Origin of the sequence: Chitinophaga japonensis (assembly GCF_007830125.1) — a bacterium.
GTDB classification, from domain to species: Bacteria; Bacteroidota; Bacteroidia; order Chitinophagales; family Chitinophagaceae; genus Chitinophaga; species Chitinophaga japonensis.
The window spans coordinates 1,585,348-1,609,621 of sequence record NZ_VLLG01000003.1; the positions used below are offsets into that span (position 1 = coordinate 1,585,348).

Annotated in this window: 22 protein-coding genes; 15 read left to right on the plus strand and 7 right to left on the minus strand. The window is 52.9% G+C overall.

Annotated features, from left to right (window positions below; genetic code table 11):
- Nucleotides 1–19: 19 nt before the first annotated feature.
- Entirely contained in the window at nucleotides 20–934 is a 915-nt protein-coding gene (locus LX66_RS15435; RefSeq protein WP_244620413.1) for an AraC family transcriptional regulator, read from the minus strand.
- 171 nt (nucleotides 935–1,105) lie between these two features.
- Here LX66_RS15435 and LX66_RS15440 point away from each other — a divergent pair, with 171 nt between their 5' ends.
- Genes LX66_RS15440 through LX66_RS15460 form a run of 5 tightly spaced genes read left to right on the plus strand, consistent with a single transcriptional unit; the run spans nucleotide 1,106 to nucleotide 9,453 of the window.
- Nucleotides 1,106–4,135 (plus strand): SusC/RagA family TonB-linked outer membrane protein, encoded by a 3,030-nt coding sequence (locus tag LX66_RS15440; RefSeq protein WP_158642650.1) that lies wholly within the window; start codon nucleotides 1,106–1,108, stop codon nucleotides 4,133–4,135.
- A gap of 17 nt (nucleotides 4,136–4,152) precedes the next feature.
- A complete protein-coding gene (locus tag LX66_RS15445; protein ID WP_145715046.1) occupies nucleotides 4,153–5,682 on the plus strand; it encodes a RagB/SusD family nutrient uptake outer membrane protein in 1,530 nt (509 codons plus the stop codon).
- A 22-nt stretch (nucleotides 5,683–5,704) separates the two neighbouring features.
- Nucleotides 5,705–7,957, plus strand: coding sequence for an alpha-amylase family protein (locus LX66_RS15450; protein WP_145715048.1), 2,253 nt, complete (start codon nucleotides 5,705–5,707; stop codon nucleotides 7,955–7,957).
- A gap of 5 nt (nucleotides 7,958–7,962) precedes the next feature.
- Entirely contained in the window at nucleotides 7,963–9,030 is a 1,068-nt protein-coding gene (locus tag LX66_RS15455) for an aldose epimerase family protein (RefSeq protein ID WP_244620414.1), read from the plus strand.
- 27 nt (nucleotides 9,031–9,057) lie between these two features.
- On the plus strand, nucleotides 9,058–9,453 hold the full coding sequence (locus tag LX66_RS15460) for a VOC family protein (RefSeq protein WP_145715052.1): 396 nt from the start codon (nucleotides 9,058–9,060) through the stop codon (nucleotides 9,451–9,453).
- Nucleotides 9,454–9,460: 7 nt separating this feature from the next.
- Here LX66_RS15460 and LX66_RS15465 read toward each other — a convergent pair whose 3' ends face one another.
- Nucleotides 9,461–10,741 (minus strand): PQQ-dependent sugar dehydrogenase, encoded by a 1,281-nt coding sequence (locus LX66_RS15465; RefSeq protein WP_145715054.1) that lies wholly within the window; start codon nucleotides 10,739–10,741, stop codon nucleotides 9,461–9,463.
- A 213-nt stretch (nucleotides 10,742–10,954) separates the two neighbouring features.
- On the opposite strand from LX66_RS15465, the gene LX66_RS15470 reads away from it, so the two are divergent.
- Nucleotides 10,955–12,253 (plus strand): DEAD/DEAH box helicase, encoded by a 1,299-nt coding sequence (locus tag LX66_RS15470; RefSeq protein ID WP_145715056.1) that lies wholly within the window; start codon nucleotides 10,955–10,957, stop codon nucleotides 12,251–12,253.
- A 158-nt stretch (nucleotides 12,254–12,411) separates the two neighbouring features.
- The gene (locus tag LX66_RS15475; RefSeq protein WP_145715058.1) at nucleotides 12,412–13,542 is read left to right on the plus strand and encodes a terpene synthase family protein; all 1,131 of its coding nucleotides are present in this window, start codon (nucleotides 12,412–12,414) and stop codon (nucleotides 13,540–13,542) included.
- Here LX66_RS15475 and LX66_RS15480 read toward each other — a convergent pair.
- Nucleotides 13,516–15,270, minus strand: a complete 1,755-nt coding sequence (locus LX66_RS15480) for a hybrid sensor histidine kinase/response regulator (protein WP_145715060.1) — start codon at nucleotides 15,268–15,270, stop codon at nucleotides 13,516–13,518. The genes LX66_RS15475 and LX66_RS15480 overlap by 27 nt on opposite strands.
- Before the next feature lie 355 nt (nucleotides 15,271–15,625).
- Here LX66_RS15480 and LX66_RS15485 point away from each other — a divergent pair, with 355 nt between their 5' ends.
- Both LX66_RS15485 and LX66_RS15490 read left to right on the plus strand, forming a co-directional pair.
- Nucleotides 15,626–16,279 (plus strand): NAD(P)-dependent oxidoreductase, encoded by a 654-nt coding sequence (locus LX66_RS15485; RefSeq protein ID WP_145715062.1) that lies wholly within the window; start codon nucleotides 15,626–15,628, stop codon nucleotides 16,277–16,279.
- Between the two features lie 129 nt (nucleotides 16,280–16,408).
- Complete coding sequence (locus LX66_RS15490) at nucleotides 16,409–17,221, plus strand: sugar phosphate isomerase/epimerase family protein (protein ID WP_145715064.1); 813 nt, start codon at nucleotides 16,409–16,411, stop codon at nucleotides 17,219–17,221.
- Nucleotides 17,222–17,229: 8 nt separating this feature from the next.
- Here the strand turns inward: LX66_RS15490 and LX66_RS15495 are convergent, their stop codons facing one another.
- A complete protein-coding gene (locus LX66_RS15495; RefSeq protein ID WP_145715065.1) occupies nucleotides 17,230–17,868 on the minus strand; it encodes a 4'-phosphopantetheinyl transferase family protein in 639 nt (212 codons plus the stop codon).
- Between the two features lie 356 nt (nucleotides 17,869–18,224).
- Between LX66_RS15495 and LX66_RS15500 the strand changes: the two genes are divergently transcribed.
- The 6 genes from LX66_RS15500 (at nucleotide 18,225) to LX66_RS15525 (ending at nucleotide 22,864) form a co-directional block, all read left to right on the plus strand.
- Nucleotides 18,225–18,404 (plus strand): Blp family class II bacteriocin, encoded by a 180-nt coding sequence (locus LX66_RS15500; RefSeq protein ID WP_145715067.1) that lies wholly within the window; start codon nucleotides 18,225–18,227, stop codon nucleotides 18,402–18,404.
- Between the two features lie 108 nt (nucleotides 18,405–18,512).
- Nucleotides 18,513–18,704: a hypothetical protein gene (locus tag LX66_RS15505; RefSeq protein ID WP_145715069.1), complete on the plus strand. Its 192-nt coding sequence runs from the start codon at nucleotides 18,513–18,515 to the stop codon at nucleotides 18,702–18,704.
- A 273-nt stretch (nucleotides 18,705–18,977) separates the two neighbouring features.
- Complete coding sequence (locus LX66_RS15510; protein ID WP_158642651.1) at nucleotides 18,978–19,181, plus strand: helix-turn-helix domain-containing protein; 204 nt, start codon at nucleotides 18,978–18,980, stop codon at nucleotides 19,179–19,181.
- A 9-nt stretch (nucleotides 19,182–19,190) separates the two neighbouring features.
- Entirely contained in the window at nucleotides 19,191–20,345 is a 1,155-nt protein-coding gene (locus tag LX66_RS15515; RefSeq protein ID WP_145715073.1) for an HlyD family secretion protein, read from the plus strand.
- Nucleotides 20,346–20,358: 13 nt separating this feature from the next.
- Complete coding sequence (locus LX66_RS15520) at nucleotides 20,359–22,542, plus strand: peptidase domain-containing ABC transporter (protein ID WP_145715075.1); 2,184 nt, start codon at nucleotides 20,359–20,361, stop codon at nucleotides 22,540–22,542.
- A gap of 106 nt (nucleotides 22,543–22,648) precedes the next feature.
- Complete coding sequence (locus LX66_RS15525; RefSeq protein ID WP_145715077.1) at nucleotides 22,649–22,864, plus strand: hypothetical protein; 216 nt, start codon at nucleotides 22,649–22,651, stop codon at nucleotides 22,862–22,864.
- Nucleotides 22,865–22,961: 97 nt separating this feature from the next.
- Here the strand turns inward: LX66_RS15525 and LX66_RS15530 are convergent, their stop codons facing one another.
- The 3 genes from LX66_RS15530 to LX66_RS15540 are packed head-to-tail and all read right to left on the minus strand — an operon-like array spanning nucleotide 22,962 to nucleotide 24,266.
- Nucleotides 22,962–23,474, minus strand: a complete 513-nt coding sequence (locus tag LX66_RS15530; RefSeq protein ID WP_145715079.1) for a DUF6691 family protein — start codon at nucleotides 23,472–23,474, stop codon at nucleotides 22,962–22,964.
- A 4-nt stretch (nucleotides 23,475–23,478) separates the two neighbouring features.
- The gene (locus LX66_RS15535) at nucleotides 23,479–24,153 is read right to left on the minus strand and encodes a YeeE/YedE family protein (protein ID WP_407643591.1); all 675 of its coding nucleotides are present in this window, start codon (nucleotides 24,151–24,153) and stop codon (nucleotides 23,479–23,481) included.
- Nucleotides 24,063–24,266, minus strand: coding sequence for a hypothetical protein (locus LX66_RS15540; RefSeq protein ID WP_145715083.1), 204 nt, complete (start codon nucleotides 24,264–24,266; stop codon nucleotides 24,063–24,065). The genes LX66_RS15535 and LX66_RS15540 overlap by 91 nt, the downstream gene beginning before the upstream one ends.
- Between the last annotated feature and the right edge of the window lie 8 nt (nucleotides 24,267–24,274).

Below are 24,274 nucleotides of genomic sequence, written 5' to 3' on the forward strand. Positions count from 1 at the left end.
TTTTTTTGTATTCGACCCATTAAGTGGTGTAGGAAGCCCTGTTCCTCCTTCTATACTCCTTCGGTGATATCCCCATCAGCTTCGAGAACATCCTCGAAAAATAATACGGATCGTCCATGCCCAGCTTTTGCGCAATGGCTTTAATGGTCATATCCGGCAGCAGCAGGTACTGGCAGGCCTGCTGTATCTTCAGGTGGTTGAAGTACTCCACCGGGGCATACCCGGTCCTTTCCCGGAAGATGGTGGAGAAATAGGAAACGGACAGGTTGGCAAAGGCGGCAAATTCATTCAGCGTAATACGGGTGTGTACCTTTTCCTGCATCAGGTCCAGCGTAGTAGCGATCACATCGCGGTTGTCGCTTTGCTGCACGTAGTTGAACTTGTCCTCGTACAGCAGGGAGGACAGGAAGTGATAGAAGATCATGTTTACATACCGCAGGTTGTCTGCCGTATATCCTCTTTCCAGGTGGAAGTAAATATCCTCGAACAGCTTTATGCGGTTTTCATTATACGGCAGGTACGGTTTATAGTCTTTGGCATGCTGTAATATCAGCTCCACGATGTAGGCGGCCAGTTCCCCCTTGAAATGTATCCAGTAGATAGTCCATGGATCGTCTTCGTTGGCGGAGTAGGTATGGGGCGTGTTCATCGGGATGGTGATGAACTGGGAGGGCTGTATCTCCACCCGCTTCCGGTTGATCTCTATCCAGCCGCTGCCTTCCACGCAATAAATGATAATATGCTGCCCGATACCCGCCGTGCGCTTCATATAATGTCCCCTGGCTTTAGGGTAGTAGCCAATATCCGTGATGTACACCTGCCGGGTGACCGGGTCCTGGGTCAGGAAGTCATTGCTGATCTTTTTCGGCAGCACGATCAGGCGCTGCCCCTCAAACCCTTCCCGTCTTTTCGCTGCTTTCTCTTTCATGTTCATTCCTAAAGATATATTTTATCCGGTTTTCCGAAACCGAATAAAAATCCATCATTATAGAAAAAACCGCTATTCCTATTCTTGGCGCCAACTGCGAATTTTGAACCAGTTCATTTTCCACGGGGGAACAATTCTATACCTGTCATGCTTGCTCACAGGCTAAAAACACATGTTATGAAAAAACACTTTACACGCTTGTATTTATTGCTGTGGCTGTCCACAGGCATTTGCCTGCAGGCGGCCGCACAAACCAGAACACTGCAGGGGAGGGTGCTGGACGCCACCACCCAAAAGCGGCTGCCTTTTGTTACCATCACCAATATGGCCAACAAAAAAGCATCTGCGAAGACGGATGCCGACGGTCATTTTTCCATCCAGCTCAATGGCCATACCACGCTTGCTTTCAGCTATGTGGGCTACAAAACCGGGATGGTCAGCGTATCACCGGCTGATACCGGCATTACCGTATCACTGGAGCAGGATATTTCCGGGCTCAATGAAGTTGTGGTGATCGGCTACGGCTCGCAGCAGAAAAAGGACCTCACCAGCGCCGTCGCCAGCATTTCCGGCAAGGAGCTGAGCGAGCTGCCTGTTACCACCATCAACAGCGCTCTGCAGGCCAGGGTGCCCGGCGTGCAGATCACCAGCGGCGGCTACCAGCCCGGCGCGGGCACCAATATCAGGATCAGGGGCATCAATACCATCAACCCGGATGGCGCAGGTCCTACCTACGTGGTGGATGGGGTGATACTGACCGGCGATATCCGGGAGCTGAACCCTTATGATATTGAATCCATTGATGTGCTGAAAGATGCTTCGGCCGCCGCCATCTACGGCGCCAGGGCTGCACAGGGCGTGATCATCATCACTACCAAAAAAGCAAAGGCAGGCCGGTCCGGCATTGACTATAACGGCTATTACGGCGTACAGCAGATCTACCGGAGCTACGATTTTGTCGGCGCACAGGATTATGCCAATATCCGCCGCATTGCGCTCAGCGATGAGGATCCCGTGGCCTGGCCACTCAATGACCCGGAAACGGATAAGCAGGTGTTCAGCCCTACCGAGCTGAAAAGCCTGGCGGAAGGCCGGTCCTACAACTGGCCCGACGCCGTGACCCGGGCTGCGCCCATGCAAAGCCATACCCTCAGCATATCCAACGGTATCGGCCGCAACAAGATCTACCTGAGCGGCAACTACCTGGACCAGGACGGGATCATTGTCGGCTCCAATATGAAACGCTATTCCATCAAGGGCAACATGGAATCGTCCGTAACGGACAAGCTCACCATGGGGCTGAACAGCAACTATTCACATATTGACAACCACTTTGTGAGCAACAATGTGTACTACAATGCCGTGTCCATGAGCCCCCTGCGCCCTATTTACGATTCGGCGGGCAACCCGGTGGTGGAGGTGGACCCCAACACGGGCAATATTACGGTCAACAACCCGGTGGTGCAGGCCACCGACGCCATCAATCATAAAGTGGACGACCGCCTCATTGCCAACCTGTTCCTGGAATACCAGGTGCTGTCTGCGCTGCGCTTCCGTTCCAGCCTGGGCGCGGACATCTACAAGAACCAGACCTTTGAGTACTACCCGCGCACCACCAGCGACGGCTACCTGCAGAGAGGCGTGGCCAAAGTGCAGAACTTCGGCTACCGCGACTGGGTATGGGAGAATACCCTCACCTACGATTATAATCCCTCCGAACAGCATTCCTTCAATGTGCTGGGCGGCTTCACTTTCCAGAAAAGAAGGCAGGAGTGGAACTTTGAGCAGGCTTCCGGCTTTCCTACTGACGAGCTCTCGTACAAGAACATGAGCCTGGCCAACCGGCGCGATTATATTCTGAGCGATTACTACAACTGGGCGGTCAATTCTTACCTGGGCCGCGTGATCTACAAATTCAGGCAGCGGTACATCTTCAATGTCACGGCGCGCTATGATGGCTCTTCCCGCTTTGGCGCAGAGAACCGTTATGGCTTTTTCCCGTCCGTAAGCGCTGCCTGGCGTTTGATAGACGAGCCTTTCATCGGCTTTAAGCTGAAATCCCATGTGAATGACGCCAAGATCAGGATCAGCTACGGCGTGATCGGGAACCAGGATATTAATTACGACAAAATCTACGCCCGTATGAATGCCGCCAGCTATCCCTTTAACGGCAATACGCAGGCTACCGGTTACCAACTGGGCGGCAGTGAAGGCAATGCGGCGCTGAAATGGGAGAGCCAGCACCAGTTCAATGCCGGCTTTGACCTGGCCCTGTTTAATTCCAGGATACAGGCCACCTTCGATTTCTATAACAAGGACATCCGCAACCTGCTGCTGGACCAGACCCTGGCGCCCTCACAGGGCTTTGACGCCAAGACCATTAACGTAGCGGCCATGAATACCCGCGGTATGGACATTGGCCTGAAGCTCTGGCCGGTAAAGACCAACAATTTTGACTGGCAGGTGAACCTGAACTGGTCCCGGTACCGCTCAAAAGTCACCTCCCTGCTGCCGGGCCGCGACTCACTCAGCCCCTATCTCAAAGTAGGCGAAGCGCCCAACAGCCTGATCGTGGATTATGTGTTTGATGGTATCTACCAGGAAGGAGACGACTTCAAGCTGAACCCGACGGGCCGCCCGGGTGATATCCGCGTGAAGGACATTAACAACGATGGCGTGATCAACCAGTATGACCGCGCTATTGTGGGCCGCACTACGCCCAATGCCTGGGGCGGCGTCTGGAACTATTTCCGTTACAAGCGCATATCCATGACCATATTTGCCAGCTACATGTACGGGCACGATATTTATAACAAGGCCTACACCGACTACCTGTACGTGGGTGCAGGCCGTAATGTAATACTGAAAGAGGGACTGAATTACTGGTCGCCTACCAATACCGATACGGATATTCCGCGGCCCAACGCCTTTGGCAGCGCCCTGCGCATGTTGCCCTCCGGTTCATCCAGCTATGCGGTGGAGAAAGGCGATTTTATCCGCATCCGCGATATTTCGCTGGCCTATGATTTTTCGCCGGACCTGCTGAGCCGTATCAAAATTCGTTCACTGCGTGCATACGTACAGGTAATGGAGCCTTTCCTGTTCACCGGTTTCCGTGGCATCGACCCGGAGATCAACGGTCCCGGTTCGGGGGATATTTACCCGCGCTACCGCACCTTTTTATTCGGGGTAAACCTGGGCTTATAACCTAAAAAACTGCGATCATGTTATTGTCACTATATAAACATTCCAACCCGGGCAGGTTCACCGTGATCTGCTCAATGATAGCCCTGCTGCTATTCTCCGGCTGCGCCAAACAGTTGGATATAAAACCGGAGGTTTTCGTATCGCCGGAGGAGCTGTACAAGGACGAAGCCGGCGTAAGGTCCGGTATCGTGGGCATTTACCGGCAATTGCTGGTGTTAAAGCGCTCCGACTATGTCATTGTCGGCATGGTGGGAACGGATGAAGGTAAGACCACTTTGTTTGTGCCTACCTGGGGCACCTACTGGCAAAACTTTTCGGCGGTGAATAGTTATTCACCCCTGATGACCGGGCAGAATGATGTGATACAGAATTTCTGGGCGGTTTCCTACAAGGGCATTAACAATGCCAATGTAGCCATCAAATACATCGGGCTGGCGCCGGTAGATGATGCGGTGAAAGCCCGCGCCATTGGCGAAGCCAGGTTCCTGCGGGCCCTGTTCTATTTCTACCTGGTGCAGCTCTACGGCGGCGTGCCTTTGCCCACGGAGGCCGATAACCCGGAAGCGGATGCAAAGGGCGGCTATCCCCGGAGCAGCCCGGATGAAGTATACCAGTTGATCATAGCGGACCTGCAATACGCTATGGATAACCTGGGGGGCAAAGGAGAGGAGGGGCAGGACCCGGGCCGCGCCACTAAAGAGGCTGCCCGCGCTTTGCTGGGCAAGGTGTACCTGACCCGTAAGGATTACGATAACGCAATGACCACCCTGCAGCCGCTGCTCAGCGCTTCCAACGTGGCGTTGATGCCCGGCTATGCCGACCTGTATGTAGAGGCGAATGAAAATAATATTGAGTCGCTGTTCGAGATACAGTTCTCCAATGAGCAGGATAATACCAGCAACCTGGCGGCCAACCTGGGCTGCTGGCAGATCAACTCTCCTGATCTGCCCGGCGCCGGCGGGCACGTGATCATTCCCACGGATTATTATTATGAAAGCTTTGAGGATGGAGATCTGCGCAAGGAAGCATCCTTCCGCACGCTCTTTTATGACAAGGACGGCAACCCGGTGGACTACTCCTGGTGGTCCGATGTAGGCAAGCCGCACATGAAGAAGTTCGATATTACAAAAGGAGTTTCCGTCAGCGGCTCTCTCTCGTCCCGCAACCTGTACTACCTGCGCCTGGCGGACGTGATCCTGATGTGTGCGGAAGCGCAGAATGAAACCGGTGATGTAAGCGGCGCTTTACAGCAACTGAACAAAATACGCCGGCGTGCCGGGCTGGAAAATTATGAAACGGTGCATGGCATGCCCGCACAGGACCAGTTGCGCAGGGAACTGATGACGGAACGCATGCGGGAGCTGGGCTTCGAAGGCTGGCGCTGGTTTGACCTGAAGCGTACCGGCACCCTGCTGACCGAAGTGAAGGCCCACAACCCGGACGCTGCAGAGAACATCCAGGAAAAGCACCTGCTATACCCGATACCGGCAAAAGAGTTTGAGAACAATACGGCCCTGCAGCCTTCGGATCAGAACCCGGGGTATTAGGGCTTAGAATGTAAAATATAAAATGAGAAATGTAAAATGTAAAAGGAAATGCAACGGTATCGTATATACGCAAATATTGGTGGGCTGCGCTTTATTTGCCATCCCGCTGCATGCACAGGAGCATAACGATACCCTGCAGTTTGCCGGCCAACAGGCGCAAGTGACGATCAGCCGCAGTTCCGGTAAGGTGAGCTATTATTTTGAGAGTGGCGTGCAACTGCGCAATACCGTAGCTTATGTGGAGGATGTGCATGCCGGCTACCAGGTAAGCGCCGCTTTCAGCAGGCACCGGGTTACCGCCAGTCCGGTGCGCGATTCTTTCGGCGCCGGTACGCATGTACAGGTAACGCATGAAGGGGAGCGGGCGCCGCTCCGGTTGATCCAGCATATTACCCTGTACGAAAACCAGCCCTTTTTGCTGGTCAGCGTGGAAGCCGTCCGGGCAAACGCTTCCGGCGCTTTGCCGGAAACCAGCAACCTGTCGCCCCTGGCCGTGTTGCCGGCGCAGCAGGGCAGGGTGACCGTGCCGGGCAGCGAGCCCCGCATACTGGACGTGCCGTTTGATAACGACAACTGGGTAAAGGCGCTGGCCCGGCCATGGCCGGACACGCCGGCTCATACCGTTAGCGGTATCAGTTACGAGCTGGCTGCCCTGTATGACCGCAACAAGCTGGCCGGGCTGGTGACCGGCAGTATCACGCACGATTGCTGGAAAACCGGTATTGCCTACCGTACCGGCGCTGCCAGGGGAATGCTGGACTCTTTCCTGGTGTACGGCGGCGCCGCCACGGAAGATAATAAGGCGCTACCTGCGGCCTATGGAGGACTGGACGGCACGCATGATCATGCCCCGCATGGCGCCGTCAGCGGAATATCGGTACGGTCGCCGGTGATATACCTGGCGGGCAGCCACGATATGCGGCAGGACTTTACAGCTTACGGCCATGCCAATGCGACCCGGAACGGCCGCCTGCACTGGAAAGGTTATGCGCCTTTTTACTGGAACAGTTTTGGCGTGGAAGGTGTGCTGGGCTACACGAAAAAAATGATGCCACCCGGCGTGGCGAAGATATCCGACTTCCTGCATTCCCTGGATCATTTCAATCAATACGCAGCGCCGGTGCTGAGCATCGACTCCTATGACCAAAGCATCTATACCACTGACCTGCTGGCTTCCCTGGGCCGCTACGGCAGGAAGCGCGGGCAGCAACTGGGCTTCTACTTCATTCCTTTTGCCGTGTGGACCTGGAAGAATACGGTGGAGCAGACAAAGCTGGGCGATACCAATATCTCGCTTGGCGAGGTGGTGTTGAAGGATAAGCACCGGCAACCCATTGCTTACAAGGACGGCGATTGGGGTGCTTACGCCATCGACCCTACGCACCCGGCAGTGCGGGCGCATATTATCAGCCAATTGAAAAAAGCGAAGGCCATTCAGGCTACCTTCCTGAAAATAGATTTCCTGACAGCCGGCTCCCTGGAGTCCGTGGTGCGCTATGACAAGCGCGTGCGCACCGGCATGCAGGCATATGACCAGGGCATGAAAATGCTGAAGCACCTGGTGGACTCCATCCTGGGGCCGGATGTGTTCATTACCCAGGCCATATCGCCTATGTTCCCGCACCAGTATGCACATACGCGGTTTATATCCACGGATGTGTACTCTCACCTGCGGGACGATCAACCCGGCTTTCCCGCCTGGGGCAGCACGGAAGCATCACTGGCTACCGGCTCCTTTATGTGGTGGATGCAGGGCACCCTGTGGCCGTATACCAACCTGGACGTGGCCGTAATGCAGCATTTCCAGGAAAACCCGGAGCTTACGGAGCAGGAAGTGAAAGTGAGGCTCTACGCCATGATGGCGATGGGCAGTATACTGGGCGACGGCTCCGACTTCCGGGAGAATCTGGCTACGGATAGGGCCAAACGATTTTTGAACAACCCGGAACTATGCGCTTTCTTCAGCCAGCCGCGCGCCTTTACGCCGCTGCGCATGGCAGATGGCGACACGCCGGACCAGCAGTTGTCCTTTTACCTGGAGGGAGACACCACTATGCTGGCGCTGTTCAATTTTGCCGCAACAACAACATTCACGGAAACCATACCCGTTAAGGATATTGGCCTGGAGGACGGGCGGTATGCGATAACGGAACTGTTAACCGGCCGCTCATTGGGAACAGTTGCACCCGGGCAATCATCCATTTCACTGACCGTACCGGTGAAGGATGCCTTGCTGGTAAAGCTTATTCCGGCCAATGACCTGTCTTTAAAATAACCATCTTGAACACCCGGCAAGCATTATCTGTAGCCAGCCGGCCCTGTGGGCACCTGCACGGGGCGCCGCTGCACCTCGTGACGCTGCAGAACGAAACCATATCCGTGCACATCACCAACCTGGGATGCGCGGTGATGGCCATTTACACACCGGACCGCCATGGCCGGGTAAAGAACATTGTAGCGGGCCTGGCCCGGCCGCTGGACTATGCACATAATCCCTGGTACCTGGGCAGCGTGGTGGGCCGCTATGCCAACCGCATTGCCGCCGGCCGTTTTATGCTGGACGGGCAGGCGGTACAATTGACAGTAAACAACGATCACAACCATTTGCACGGCGGCTTTGCCGGTTTTCATACAAAGGTGTGGACGCTTGTTTCCCTGGTACGGGAAGAAGCGCATACGGGCGTTGAATTTACCTGCTTTAGCGAGGATGGGGAGGAAGGCTATCCCGGCAACCTGGAGGTAAAGGTGCGCTACCTGCTGAACCACCGGCACCAGTTAGTGATGGAGTACCGGGCAGTAACCGATAAAAGAACGCCCGTCAGCATCACTAACCACAGCTACTTTAACCTCTCCGGTTTTGAGCAGGCGGTAGTGCAGGACCACCTGCTGCATATTAACGCGCAGCACTATACGGAGAAGAATGAAAGGAACCTGCCCACCGGCCGTATACTGCCGTTAAAGGGCACGCCGGCGGATTTTACAGTTCCTGCCAGGCTGGGCGACCGCCTGCACCTGTTCCCGCAGGACTGTGGCCTGGATCATAATTACGTGCTCCGGCGGCATCAACCGGGAGCAATGGTACCCGCAGCTACGCTGACAGACATGGATACCGGCCGGCGGCTGCGGGTATTTACGGACCAGCATGGCATGCAGGTATATACCGCCAACTTCTGGGATGGCAGCATTACCGGGCAGCAGGGCAGGCCTTATGTACAACATGGCGCCATTGCGCTGGAAACGCAGGCGTTCCCGGACAGCCCCAACCATGCCCATTTCCCGGGCGCCATCCTGGAGCCGGGCGAGGAGTACCGGACCATTACGGTGTATGAATTCGGCCTGAATGTTTAACTTGGAAGGCAAACAATACTGCCGTTCATGCGACAACATATTGCCCACGTAGCCCTGGTTGTGGATGATTACGATGATGCCATTGCTTTTTATACGCAGCAGCTCAATTTTACCCTGGTAGAAGATACTGCGCTGAGCGATGCCAAACGCTGGGTGCTGGTAGCCCCGCCGGGAGCGCAGGAATGCTGCCTGCTGCTGGCAAAAGCCGCCGGTGGGGAACAACAAAGCCGGGTAGGGAACCAGACCGGCGGACGGGTTTTCCTGTTCCTGTACACCGATAACTTTGAAAGGGATTATCAAAACATGCGGGCAAAGGGGATCACCTTTGTGCGGGAGCCGGTAAAGGAAACATACGGAACAGTAGCCGTATTCCGGGACCTGTACGGCAATTTGTGGGACCTGCTGGAGCCGGCAGGTGAATAATATTACTTCACTTCACCGCCACCACCCGCCATATCCGGTTATTCACATCATCCGTCACCAGCATGCTGCCGTCCGGCAATACTGTGACCCCTACCGGGCGCCCGTATACTTCATTACCGCCTTGTTGTGCGGGCCGGAATCCCGTCAGGAAATCCTCCGGCGGCCCGGCGGGCTTCCCGTTCTTGAAGGGCACAAATACCACTTTATAGCCTGCCAGTTCCGAGCGGTTCCAGGAGCCGTGCTGGGCTATAAATGCGCCGCCCCGGTATTTGGAGGGGAAAGCGGTATGGGTGTAAAAGGCCAGTCCCAGTGAGGCCGAATGCGACTTCAGCGGCACATCCGGCACAATGGCTTTGGCCACCAGGTCGGGCCGGGGCGCTTCAATACGCGGGTCTTCATGCTGCCCGAAGTAGGAGTAGGGCCAGCCGTAGAAGCCACCTTCCTGTACGCCGGTCAGGTAATCCGGCACCAGGTTGTCGCCCAGCCCGTCGCGTTCGTTAACGGTAACCCATAGCGTTTGGGTGCCGGGCGCCCAGTCCATGCCTACGGGATTGCGCAGGCCGGAAGCGTATACCCGCTCCCCGCTGCCGTCCGGGTTGATCTCCAGGATACAGGCCCTGCGCGGGTTTACGTCTTTTCCTTTATTGCCCATATTGTCCGCAGAGCCTACTGCGATGTATATTTTAGAGCTGTCGGCATTGGTGATGATGTTCCTGGTCCAATGCTGATTGGGCGCTTCGGCCGGCAGGTCCAGTATCTTTTCGCCGGCGGCCTCCATTTTCATCAGGCCGGGCTGGTAGGGAAAGCGGAGCAGCCCGTCGGTGTTGGCTACATACAATTGCTTGTTGATGATGAGCATGCCAAAGGGCTGATTCAGGTCTTGCAGGAATACTTCCCTGATATCAGGATGCCCGTCCCCGCTGGTATCGCGCAGGATGCTGATGCGGTTCGCGCTTTTTTGCATGTTTTCCGCCTTGGCGGCGCCCAGCACTACAGCCCCTACCTGCATCAGTGTGTTCTTGATCGTGTTGGACTCCGCCACCAGTACGTCGCCATTGGGCGTAACGTAGGTCCAGCGCGGATTCTCCAGTCCGTCGGCATATAAAGTAACAATAAACCCCTCGGGAGCCGATGGCACTTGTCCTGCTTTCCAGCCGATGACCTTGCTGAAGTGCTTTACGGATTTGGTAGCGAACGGCGCAGGCAGCGTATCCGTGGCGCTGCCGCCGCTTTGCGCCTGGCTTTCCAGGGAGAGCAGCAGTGCCCATATGATCAGTTGTACCTTCATAAGAACGGTATTATAAACAGTGCCTGCACAAAAGACATGCCCATAAGAGAAATATTCATTACCTTTGGTTACTTTTATTCACTTCCTCACCTGCTTTTGTAGCGCCAATCTTCAAAAAATAGTGCAGGCTTTGAGTAAGGCAGGTAAAGTATCAGCCCTGTTTTGATAGCCTTACCGCACTTAATTTTATTAGATCATTTAAAATTGAACGTATTGTCATTTGAACAATTACAGCTTATTGCTCCTGTACTGGAGGCTTTAAGCAATGAAGGATATACGAATCCTACGCCCATCCAGCAACAGTCCATTCCCATTATCCTGCAGCAGCAGGACCTGCTGGGATGCGCCCAGACAGGCACCGGTAAAACTGCCGCATTTGCCATTCCCCTGTTACAGCTCCTGCACCAGCAAGGCCAGGGTATTCCGCCCAGGGGGCAGCGTAACATCCGGGCACTGGTACTAACGCCTACGCGTGAACTGGCTATCCAGATAGGAGAGAGCTTTGCCGCTTACGGGAAATACCTGCCGCTGAGGCACCTGGTTATTTTTGGCGGAGTATCGCAGCATGCGCAGGTGGAAGCGTTGAGAAAAGGCGTAGACATACTGGTGGCCACACCCGGCCGCCTGCTGGACCTGATCAACCAACGGTATATATCCCTGCAGCACCTGCAGTTCTTTGTGCTGGATGAAGCGGACCGTATGCTGGATATGGGGTTTGTGCATGATGTAAAACGCATTATCACCAAGCTGCCTGCAAAGCGGCAATCCCTTTTCTTTTCTGCCACCATGCCGCCCGAGATACAACAGCTCGCAAACGCTATCCTGAACAATCCCGCCAAAGTGGAAGTAACGCCGGTATCATCCACCGCCGAAACCATTACGCAGTCCATGTACTTTGTGAGCAAACCGGACAAGCGCCGCCTGCTGCTGCACCTGCTGGAAGACAAATCTATCCGCACGGTGCTGGTATTCACACGTACCAAGCATGGGGCGGACCGGGTGGCCAAAGATCTGAACAAAGCCGGCATTACAGCAGAGGCCATACACGGCAATAAATCCCAGAATGCCCGTCAGCGTGCTTTGAACAATTTCAAATCCCGTCAAACCAGGGTGCTGGTAGCAACGGACATCGCCGCCCGGGGGATCGATATTGACGACCTGACGCATGTGATCAATTTTGAGCTGCCTAATGTGCCCGAAACGTATGTGCACCGTATAGGCCGTACCGGCCGGGCCGGCGCTAACGGCATTGCCTTCTCCTTCTGTGATGGAGAAGAAAGGGCCTACCTCCGCGATATCCATAAGCTGATAGCGCGCCAGATACCGGTAGTGGAATCACATCCTTACCATGATAATGGCGCTACTGTTCCCGTGCAGCAGCCGCAACAGTCCGCGAAGAACCGCCCCGGCGGCAACGGCGGCGGCCATCACCAGCGCCAGCGTGCTGCCGGTAACGGTCATCATGGACGTAACGGCAACCACCGCTCCCGCAACCGGCAATCCGCCCGGTAAAGGCATTTTCCAATGATATGGACCAGGCCTCCCCCAATCGGGGGAGGCCTGTCGTTTATGGCTGCCTGTCAATTAACACCGGGAGCTAAAATGTGTAACTTATTGGAAGGTTAACAAATGATTAACTATTTATTCGATAACCATAAAACCAATAAGTCATGTCCAAAGAACTGCAACACCAAACCTCAGCCATTTTAGAAAAGGTGCAGCAAGCGTACAGCACCCTTACCGGGGCAGCGCCTGTTTTTTCCCTCCAGGAGCTATTCAACTTTGAAGGTTTCCGGCTGGATGAATATTGCAAGGTATTCAGCCCGCACCCACAGATCCATCAACTGCTGGCAGACGCCCGGGCCTTTGGTGAACGTTTCGGCATCTGGCTGCCGAATGCGGAGCATTATATCAGTTGCGCCATTTACCTGTTTCCGAATGCGGGGGTGGACAGGATGAAGGCGATTGTTCGGAACCTGGCCATTGACTATTTTCTGAATGATACGATGGGGCGTGATATTTTTCCCCGTCTCGCACCTGCAGAACAGGAAGCCGCTAGCCGTGTAAAGGAGCGGATGTTCAATATGGCAGCAGACCTTTTCATCGAGGAAGCAGATGCCACGCCCGTGGAGCTGGCCAATGTAAAAGTACTGGCTTTTATGAGGGACACATCGCCCTTCAGTTGGTTCCTCGAATTTTTGCGCTTGTATTCCTATCATATTTATGTCGCGCACAAGGACTGCAATATAAACGCAGCGGGCCGTATAGCCAGTATCGACGAATATATTGACAGCCGTTGCCACCTGTCCGGCATGCATCATGTCATCTCCCTGGTGGAGTACAGTGAAGGATTGTTCCTGGACTGGGAGTGGCTGAAGGAAACAGGTATTGACAAGCAATTGCAACGACTGCACTATACTACTGCCGCTATAGGCGGGCTGATGAACGACCTGTTCTCTTTTGAAAAGGAAGTGATTGATAACCAGGCAGACTCCAACCTGGTGATGATCATCCTGCATAACAAGCCCCGCTTATCACTCGAGGGGGCTATACGAAATGCTGCTGCTATAGTCCGCAGCCAGTTGATAGAATTTGTCGGATTACTGGATTATATCAAAGGCGAGGTGCAGCAGTATACCGCCGTATATCCCGAAAAGGCGGCGGTAATGGAGGCACACTTTAGGGGATTGGAGCGTTGCGTACAAGCCTCCTGGATATGGCAGGTATATACCAAACGGTACAAATCCGAATATTCTATATTCCGGGAGACGAGGTTAGACAGCATGCTGGTTGCCGGATAGTTGGTCCTGGGGTAAACCGTTGCTGATTGCACTGATCCGGGGTAAATGCTGACTGATCACTTTGAGCAGGGATTTTTGATCAACGGGTTTTACAATAATGGCGCTGGCGCCCGCTGCTACTAGCTTTTCCTGGGACTCAAAACTGCCGGTGCAGATAATGACCGGTATATGACGCAGGTGAAGAGTTTTCTTCAGGTGAGCGAGTGTGGCGGCGCCATCCATTTCCGGCATCTGGTGGTCCAGCAATATCACATCGGGCAAATGTTTCCCTTTTCCCAGCTTATCAAGCGCTTCCCTTCCATTGGAAGCTGTGGTGATCTCACAACCGCACATACTCAGGTATTTGGAGAAGAGCATGTTATTCATTTCATTATCATCGGCTAACAGTATGCGTACATTGCTAAGGTCAATATCTTCTTTATTTTCTTCCTCCTGTACGTCCTCTATTTTGCCGGCTTGTAGTTTCATCTTTACTGTAAAGGTAGTATCGTTTCCTGGCTGGCTTTCTGCACTGATATCCCCCCCTAGCGCTCTCACCATGTTTTTTACGATGTATAGACCCAGGCCGGTACCTTCCGTGTACCGGTTTTGTTTATTGGTCACAAACTGGTCAAATATCACCGTCAGTTTTTCTTTGGCTATCCCCAGTCCCTTATTGGTCACCTGTATATTCCAGGTATGCTCATCGCATTTATTTATGCTCAAAGAAATGGTGCTGTTCCTGTCTGCATATTTTACTGCATTGCTTAGCAGGTTTGCTGCTACCTGGCCCAATTTAAAGCTGTCACAAACAACGACGAGCGGTAGCCGTTCATCAACCAGCAATTTGAGCTGTATATTCCGGGCTTTGGCTGTTACGGTATGTACGGACATTAACCTTTCAAAAAATGGTTTGATCTCCAAGGCTTCTTCCTGGATGTCTTCCATTTTGCCGGCCTCTATTTTGGACATATCCAATACATTGTTGATGATGTTTCGTGTGTTGTCAACTGTTGTAAATAATAGGTCTATATAGGGCTCCATTTTTTTTAGATCCGTATCCAATTTGGTTTCCCGTTTCATTAATTGTGCGGTGTAGTAAACAGCATTCAATTGGGTTCTCAATTCATGGGTGATCTGGTAAATGAATATCCTTTTGAAGTGATTGGCTTTATACAATGCATCCTTACTGCGTACATAGGGTCTGCCTACTATAATGATCAGCAATAGTACGCCCCCTACGGATAATGCTTTAAATATGACGGTTAGATTATGGCTTAAGGGTATCTGTTTGACAAAATTGTAGTAATAATTGGCTTCAATGATCAAAAGAATAATAATTGCGGTAGTAAGACAAAGCATTCTTATATCGTCATTCTTAAAAAGCAGGAAAGTGATCAGGAACAGGAAAATGATCATAGCCTGTAACTCAATTACATTGCCTAACAGCAAGCCAAAGTAAACGGAAGCTGCGCATTGCACAAAATAAGTTACCAGCGCTGCCGCTTCATATTTCTTATGATAATTCAGGAATAACGCGGAACCCGCCAGCAGGCATTCAATACTGGCCGGAATAAAAATTGACAATTTGCCCGATAATGCATAATAAATGCTGCCGACTACCACTACCAGGCAGCTAAGCGTGAAGCTAAGTGAGTTAACCAGTCTGATCCTATGCGTCATTTCTTCATCAACCGTATCTGTTATACCGGTATCACGTATCGCATGCCAGGTCTCAAGCATCTTCATAAACAGTTAGTTTGTAGGCGTTTGTTCTTGGGTAATGATTATTTCAAGTTTTGCTGTAACAGGTACAGTTCGGTATTTACCGGTGCTAACCCTGGTAGTGACAGTTGCAGGTTGCTTCGTCTTATAGCCTTATTATCATCATCTTATACTGAAAGCCGGGGCGCTGGTAAATTGTATTGCTGCCCCAATTTACAGAAATTATAATTACAACGCGCAAGCCATCTCCCCGGAGGCTAAACAATACTTTTTGCTGTATAGTGACCTCATGTCAAAAAATAATTGCGTTTTCCGGAAATAACCTATATTTGTACTGTAATAAATTAAATTACAGTTTAAATATTCTAAAACCATCATCATGAAAGTAGCACTGATCGGCGCATCCGGCTTTGTCGGGTCACACATGCTCCGGGAATTACTGGACCGCGGTCACCAGGCAACCGCTATTGTAAGGAATCCTGACAAGATTGCCGTACAGCATCCCAACCTCGTTGTCGAAAAAGGGGATGTGTATAATGAAGCGGAAGTAACCGCATTGGTAAAAGGCCTGGATGCCGTGATCAGCGCCTTCAACCCCGGCTGGACCAATCCAAACATCTATAACGATTTCCTGGCAGGCTCCCGGTCTATTCAGCAGGGCGTAAAAAAGGCCGGCGTAAAAAGACTGATCGTAATAGGAGGGGCCGGCAGCCTGGAAGTAGCGCCCGGCGTACAACTCATTGATACCCCCCAGTTCCCGGCGGAGTACAGGGAAGGTGCTTCCGGCGCCCGCGATTACCTGGATGTGCTGAAACAGGAGCAGGAGCTGGACTGGACCTTCATCAGCCCCGCTATTGAAATGCACCAGGGTACAGCGGGCGTTCGCAAAGGCACCTACCGCACCGCACTCGATAATCCCGTATTTGACGAGAACGGCCGCAGCGTGCTTTCCGTAGAGGACCTGGCAGTGGCGACCGTAGACGAGCTGGAGCAGCCAAAGCACATCCGCCGGCGTTTCACCGCAGCATATTAACTATTATTGCTGTATGATCTTTCCCGTTTATCTGTTATATTAGCACGTATAACAGATAAACCTCCACTTATGTTCGTAAGGAAACTCGTGCTTTGCTGCTGTTTTGCTTTGGTCTTATTAAATAGCGACATGCCCGCGGTTGCCCAGGCGGGCCGGCCGCTGCTGAAGCAGCACCCCGGCGTAGTGTCTTATACTTACCGGAAATATTTTGAAAAAGATATGCCCGGCACCCTGGATATGGTGAAGCAGAACGGCTTTACCGATATTGAGTTTTCCAACCTTTTCGGGCAAACGGCACAGGATATCCGTAGAATGATAGACGAAAGAGGTATCCGCTGCTCTTCCTTTGGCGTGAGCTATGAAGCGCTTACAACCCAAACGGACGAGGTGGCCAAAAATGCCAGGATACTGGGCGCTAAATTTGTGCGCATAGCCGGCTTCCCGCACAGCAAGAGCGGCCTCACCCTCGAAGAAGCCCGGCACGCAGTACAGGAGTTTAACCGCGTCGGCAAAATACTGAAAGACACCTATGGCCTTACCCTGGTATACCATAACCACGGCTTTGAGTTCCAGCCCTATGGGAAAGGCACCTTGTTCGACTATATTGTGCAGCACACCAATCCACGTTATGTAAGCCTGGAAATGGACATCCTGTGGGTGCATTTCCCCGGCCAGGACCCGGTGGCCCTGCTTAAAAAATATGGGGACCGCTTCCGGCTGATGCATGTGAAGGACCTGAAGAAAGGCGTAAAAGGCAACCTTTCCGGCAGCACCGATCCCGAAAATGATGTAACGCTGGGCACCGGCCAGATCGATATTCCGGCCATCCTGAAAGCAGCCAGGAGATCAGCTATCCAGCATTATTATATTGAGGACGAAAGCAGCAATGTGGAAACCCAGGTACCGCAAAGCGTGCAATACTTGTTAAGCCTGACGGAATAATTATTAATTCAAAATTTAACCTCCTCCACTTTCACTTCCAGGCCCTTCCGGTCTGTTGCTACATGACAGGCGTAGTCCCGGAAGGCATTTATTTCCTGTACATGCCAGTGGCGGCCGTTCAGGGTCACCGTGTTCTTCTTTGCCACTTCCAGCGAGGTAAGGGGTGTATGCAGGCCGCTGCCGTCCGCTTTCAGCACGGCTTCCTTGCAGGTCCAGCAGGCATAGAAGGCTTTCAGTGGGTCTGCAGCGCTGTTGATGCTGTCCCATTCTTTTTCCGAAAACTGCCCTTTGAAATCCTCAAAGGGGATAGGCCGGATGGCTTCCACATCGATGCCCACCCGTGCCTGCGGGCTTACAATGCAAGCCACCATACGGCCGGCGTGTGAAATGTTGAAATCAATACCGCCTTCCAGGAAAGGCCGCCCGAACCCGCTGTAGCGCAACTGGTCCAGGGCGCCGGGATGGCCGCAGGCCTTCAGCGCGGCCAGGAGTAGGTGCTTGCCCAGCAGGCCGGCATGGGCGTCTTCCCATCTTCTGAACTGTCCGATCTTTTTTTGCATGTAAACAGGTAAGGGTGCCAGCAGCGCCTGGAATGTGGCGGTGGGTAATGGCATAGGATAGGTGGCATAATAGATGGTCAGCGCCATGCAGTACAATAATTGAGCTTTGAAATAGTGAATATTTGTCTTCGCCTGCAATTTTAGAAAAATCCCAGGGAAAATAGAAAAATTATAAGTGCTTATAATATTGCGTGGAAGTTAAATATACATCGCTGCAATATGTTATGTAACAGGTGCCGCAATATTTGTTGGTTGCCGGCTCCTGTAATGCTTTGCTGTAGCTTGTTTCAGTAGATTTTACAGTTAAACCCAACAGCTATAATTTAAAACTGTTGGGTTTTGTTTGGCAGCGTTATTTTTTGCAACTTTCAAACCACAAGCGGATGCCGAAAAGCTTTTTGAACAGAGTAGGCGCTAACATTAACCTATTAAAAAATTGAACTATGAGAACCATCCCGATGGAAAATCTGACTGAGCTTTCACATGAAGAATTAACGGAAGTACAAGGTGGCGGCATACTGACCAGTGCGCTGACCGCTGTAGCCAACCTGGTACAAGGCCTGCCTAACGTGGTAAGCGGTGTGGGCGGCACCCTCAAGAACCTGATAGACTTCCTGGTGTAGGCCCCGCAGCATTTTCTTTCTCCGGTAACGGACTGCATTGTTGCAAGCGGCCGCCGAAAAGCTTTGACAGAGTAGGCATTATTTGTTGTAATCGGAAAAATTTTAACCATGAAACATCTCTCCACGGAAGGTTTTACTCCCCTTTCTTCCGAACAATTGCTGGAAGTAGAGGGCGGTGGCCTCCTGACTAACCTGACGAGCAGGCTGTCAACGGGCCTGGCTGAAGTTGTAGACGTTGCAAAAGACGTAGCAACTGTCACAGGCTCTTTCCTGAAGACCTTAGTTGACATCCTTGTATAGTCACTGAACTTTGTGCTACGCACAGCTTAGCAGACAAAGGGTATAAAGCGTCCCGGTCCCCCAGCGCATGGAGCCGGGGCGCTTTGCTGTGTTTTGCAGAAAATGGCCGCCAGGGACGCTTCCCGGGGAAAATACCGGAAAAAATAGCGCGCCCTGCAATCCGGACAGCGCATTTACCCGTTAGTATCTTATGATACAACGAATACCCTATTAATACAATTATGCGTTGATATGGAAGGTAGAAAACTGAGATGCACCCAACAGGTCGTAATCATGATCCGGCATCTGCGCAGGAAAAAAGAGTATTCCCAGGAATACATGGCCGCCCACCTGGACATATCCCAGAATGCTTACAGCAAGCTGGAAACCGGCAAAATACCTATGACCATAGACCGTCTTTGTGAAGTAGCACGCATCCTGGACATTGCCCCCACAGAACTGCTGGCGGAAGTAAAGCTCCTGGAAAATAATGTATAAAAAGCTGCCATGCCACAATTGTTTCCCATAGAGGTCATGCAGCATTCTGCCTATACCTGGCTGCCCAGGGTAAAGGTAAGGACGCAGGTGATCTATATTACTGTACTGCTGGCCGTCATCCTGGCGCTGGCGGCATTACCCTTTATTAAAGTAGATGTTTCGGTAAAATCGGCCGGGCTGGTACGCCCTGTTACTGAAAAACATGAGCTGCGCAACCTGGTGGCCGGCACCATTGCCGAAGTGCTGGTGACAGACGGGGCCAAAGTGCAAAAAGGCCAGGAAATACTGCGCCTGCAGCAGGTGATCAGCAACAGCAAGCTGGAACAGAACTCCTGGGAGCTGGACCAGCGGGAAAAATATATGCACGACCTCACCATTCTGGCGGCCGGCGGCGGCGGGGGGCTGCAGTCGCCCCTGTACCAGCAGCAGTACCAGCGCTTCCAGGCCGCCATGAACGAACAACTGGCCACGGTAAACAAGCTGAAAGCCGATATGGTGATGTATGAAAAACTGTATACCGAAAAGGTCATCGCCAAAAAGGAATATAACGACCGCCAATATGAATATGTGAAAGCCCAGGCCGCGTACCAGAGCAGCGTACAGCAGCAGCGCAGCGCCTGGCAGGAGGAGCTGAGCCGCCTCCGCGAAGAAAGCACCCGCCTGCAGGCCGATACCCGGCAACTGCAGCAGGAAAAGCAGTGGAATGTGATCAAGGCGCCGGTAAGCGGCACCCTGCAGCAGTTTACCGGCAAGTACGCCGGCGGCTACCTGCAGGCAGGGGAGCTGCTGGGCATTATCTCCCCGGACTCCAACCTGGTGGCGGAATGCTATGTATCTCCCAAGGATATCGGCTACCTGGAAACCGGCATGCCGGTGCGCTTCCAGGTAGACGCATTTAACTATAATGAATGGGGTATGATAGACGGCGTAGTGCAGTCTGTTGACAACGACTTTATATTAATGAACGACCAGCCCGTGTTCAGGGTGAAGTGCCGTTTTGCCAGCACGGAGGTGCATACCCGTAAAGGCATCAAAGGCAGCCTGAAAAAGGGGATGACCCTGCAGGCCCGCTTTATACTGACCAAACGCACCCTTTTCCAGTTGCTGTATGACAAGGCGGATGACTGGATGAACCCTAACCGGAAAAGCATGGCGAAAACCTGAGGCATCGTAAGATATGACGAACCAATCTGCAAATTTAAAACGTAGCGCCAGGGTAAAGCAGCGCGATATCAGCGATTGCGGAGCTGCCTGCCTGGCGTCTGTGGCTGCCTACTATAATTTGCAGTTGCCGGTAGCCCGTATCCGGCAGTATGCCGGTACAGACCGGAAAGGCACCAATGTGCTGGGCATGATAGAAGCCGCGCAAAAGCTCGGCTTCCAGGCAAAGGGCGTAAAAGGCCCGCTGGAAGCCCTGGCCAACGTGCCCAAGCCCGTCATTGCGCATGTAGTGATCAAAGGTGTTCTGCAGCATTTCGTGGTGATCTACCAGGTCACCAGCAAGCACGTGGTGATCATGGATCCCATGGATGGAGAATTTCACCGCCAAACCCACGAAGAGTTTAAAAAAGTGTGGACCAACGTGCTGGTGCTGCTGCTGCCCGAAGAGAACTTTAAGCCCGGTAATGAGAAGGTAGGCCACATGCAGCGTTTCTGGTACCTGCTGCGCCCGCACCGCACGGTGCTTACGCAATCATTGTTCGGAGCCATTGTTTATACGGTACTGGGGCTTTCCACTTCCATTTATGTGCAGAAGATAGTGGACAATGTGCTGGTGGAGGGCAACCGCAACCTGCTGAACCTCCTCGGCGTGATCATGCTGCTGATACTGGTGCTGCAGCTTTTTGTAGGCAACCTCAAAAGCATATTCGCCATAAAGACCGGGCAGCAACTGGATGCGCAGTTGATACTCGGGTACTACAAGCACCTGCTTAAACTGCCGCAGCAGTTCTTCGATACCATGCGCGTGGGCGAGATCACGTCCCGTATCAACGATGCCGTGAAGATACGGGTGTTCATCAACGACGTGGCGCTCACCCTGGTGGTGAACGTCTTTATCGTGGTCTTCTCCTTTGCACTTATGTTCACCTATTACTGGAAGCTGGCCCTGATCATGCTGTGCATCATCCCGGTATACCTCGTCATTTACCAGCTCAGCAACCGGATCAATAAAAGATTACAGCGCAAGCTGATGGAAGATAATGCGGAGCTGGGCAGCCAGTTGGTGGAGTCCCTCAACTCCGTGTCCACCATCAAGCGGTTCGGGCTGGAGGATTATTCCAACATGAAAACGGAGAACCGCTTCATCCGCCTGCTGCAGACCATTTACCGTTCCACCATCAGTAACCTGTACATCGGCAGCGCCGCCAATGTAATGACCAGCGCTTTTGTGATCGTGATGCTGTGGATAGGCTCCATCTTTGTGATAGACCGGGAGCTGAGCCCCGGGGAGCTGCTGTCCTTTTACGCGCTGGTGGGATATTTTACCGGGCCGGCCATGAGCCTGATCGGCGCCAACAAAAGCATGCAGGACGCGCTGATAGCTGCGGACCGCCTCTTCGAGATCATGGACCTGGAGCAGGAAGAGTCCACCCAGAAAGTAGTGCTGCAGCCTAACATGATAGGGGATATTGTTTTCAGCAATGTATCCTTCAGCTATGGCACCCGTGTGGAAGTGTTCCGGCAATTCAACCTGCTGCTGATGAAGGGCCGCATTTCCGCCATCGTAGGGGAGAGCGGCTCCGGCAAGTCCACCCTGATGTCGCTGCTGCAGAATATCTACCCGCTGAAGGAAGGTACCATTGCCATCGGCAATACGGATATCCGCTATATACAGCATGAAAGCCTGCGCCGGCAGGTAAGCGTAGTGCCGCAGCAGATAGACCTGTTTGCCGGCACCGTGGCGGACAATATTGCAGTAGGGGAGTTTGAGCCCGATATGCAGAAAGTGCTGACCATCGCCCAGCAACTGGGTATCCTGGAATTTATTGAAAAACTGCCGGACGGCTTTAACACCCTGCTGGGCGAGCATGGCGTGAACCTTTCCGGCGGGCAGCGTCAGCGCATTGCCATTGCCCGTGCGCTGTACCGCGACCCGGAGATACTGATACTGGATGAAGCCACTTCCTCACTGGACCCGGTATCCGACCTGTATGTGCAAAACGTCATGCAGGAGCTGCGGGATGCCGGTAAAACCATTATTGTAATTGCCCACCGTTTAAGCACGGTGGTGAATGCAGATAAGATCGTAGTACTGCAGGACGGCGCGCTGGCCGAAGAGGGCACCCATGCCCAGTTGCTGGCCCGGAATACGGTATACGCAAAGCTATGGAGCCACCACCAGGGAATGCTCTCCGTCTGAACCGGAAACCTTGTTGAGAAACCTGTTGAAAAACCTTATTGAAAAACCTTTGTTACCCGCATGTGTAGCATCAAACCATGCTTTTTTAACCAAACACATATCTACTATGAAAACAAACCTTGATCAAATGCAGTTGTCAGACTATGGTCTGACGGAAATGAACAGCCAGGAAATGAAAGCGGCCAATGGCGGTGGCATCATTGACGGCGTTTGGTGGGCTCTGTGGGGCGCCGTACTGGACCTGGTGGAAGTGATTGCACCCGGTGTACCTTTCCTGCCCAACCTGATAAAGGCCATTGTAGGAACGCCTCCCGGCAGGTAAGCCGGACGAAAAAGGCAAAACGCTGAATGCTTAATGCCGAACGCTGAACGTAGATTGCGTTTAGCCTTAAGCGTTAAGCGTTCAGCGTATATTAAGATCAGTGTGGTAGTTTGTCGCGCAGCGCGCCGTAGATCCAGGTGCCTGCTATCGCACTGGCGATCATGACCACCGCTGTAAAAACACCGGTGCCGATCTCCGCGAACAGCGGCCCCGGGCAGGCCCCGGTAAGCGCCCATCCTAACCCGAAAATAAGCCCTCCTATGATCTGGCCCTTATTGAATTTCTTTTGATGGAAATCGATCTTTTCCCCGTAAACGGTGCGGATATTGAACCGCTTGATCAGCCATATGGAAAGCGCGCTCACCGCAATGGCCGAACCGATCACCCCGTACATATGAAAGCTTTGCAGCCGGAACATTTCCTGTATGCGGAACCAGGAGATGATCTCCGCTTTTACAAATACAATGCCCAGGACCATGCCTGCCGCCGTGTATTTAAGCAGGTACCACCACGGGTGCTGCAGCCCGGATTCATTGACACAGATGCTGTCCAGCGACCGCACTTCGAAGTCCGTATTTTTTATCGTTGTTGTTGTTTGTACATCTGGCATAGCTTTACAATTGAAGGATAAAGGGAAGTAATACATTCGCCATCAGGAAACCGCCCGCCATGAAACAGCAGGTAGCCACCAGCGAAGGCCATTGCAGGCTGGACAAGCCCATGATGGCGTGCCCGGAAGTGCAGCCGCCGGCATACCGGGAGCCGAAGCCCACCAGGAACCCGCCACCTGTCATGATCACCAGTCCGCGCAGGCTGAGCAGGGAGGAAAAGGTAAAGATGTCCTGCGGCACGATATGGCTGTAGTTGCGGATGCCATATTGCCCCAGTTCCTCCGCCAGGGCCGGATGCACCGCTATCGGAGCGGGATTGCCCAGCCACTGGGATGCCAGCAGGGCGCCGCCGATAATGCCGGCCGCAAAGAAGAAGTTCCAGCGTTCCTTTTTCCAGTCGTATTGAAAGAAGGGTATTTTAGCCGGCAGGCATGCCGCGCACGCATGCCGGAAATTGGCGGATAAACCGAAGTGTTTGTTGCCCAGCAACAGCAGCGCAGGCACTATCAGCCCGATCAGCGGGCCTGCTACGTACCAGGGCCAGGGTTGCTTTAGTATTTCAATCATGCTGTATGTCTTTTTTATGGTTATCGTATGTTGCAGCTTTCGCCCAGGCAGCCCCTTGGGCGGAAAAAGCCGGTAATGATCAGCGCCCCGCCAAAAACCAGCGCCGGCCATGCGCCTTCAAATCCGCCGCCCGCCCATATAATGGCAATGCCCATGCCCCAGCGCACCAGCCGTGTGATCCATATAAAGGTACGGGTGCCTTTTGTGTCTTTTTGTGTGATCATAAAATAAG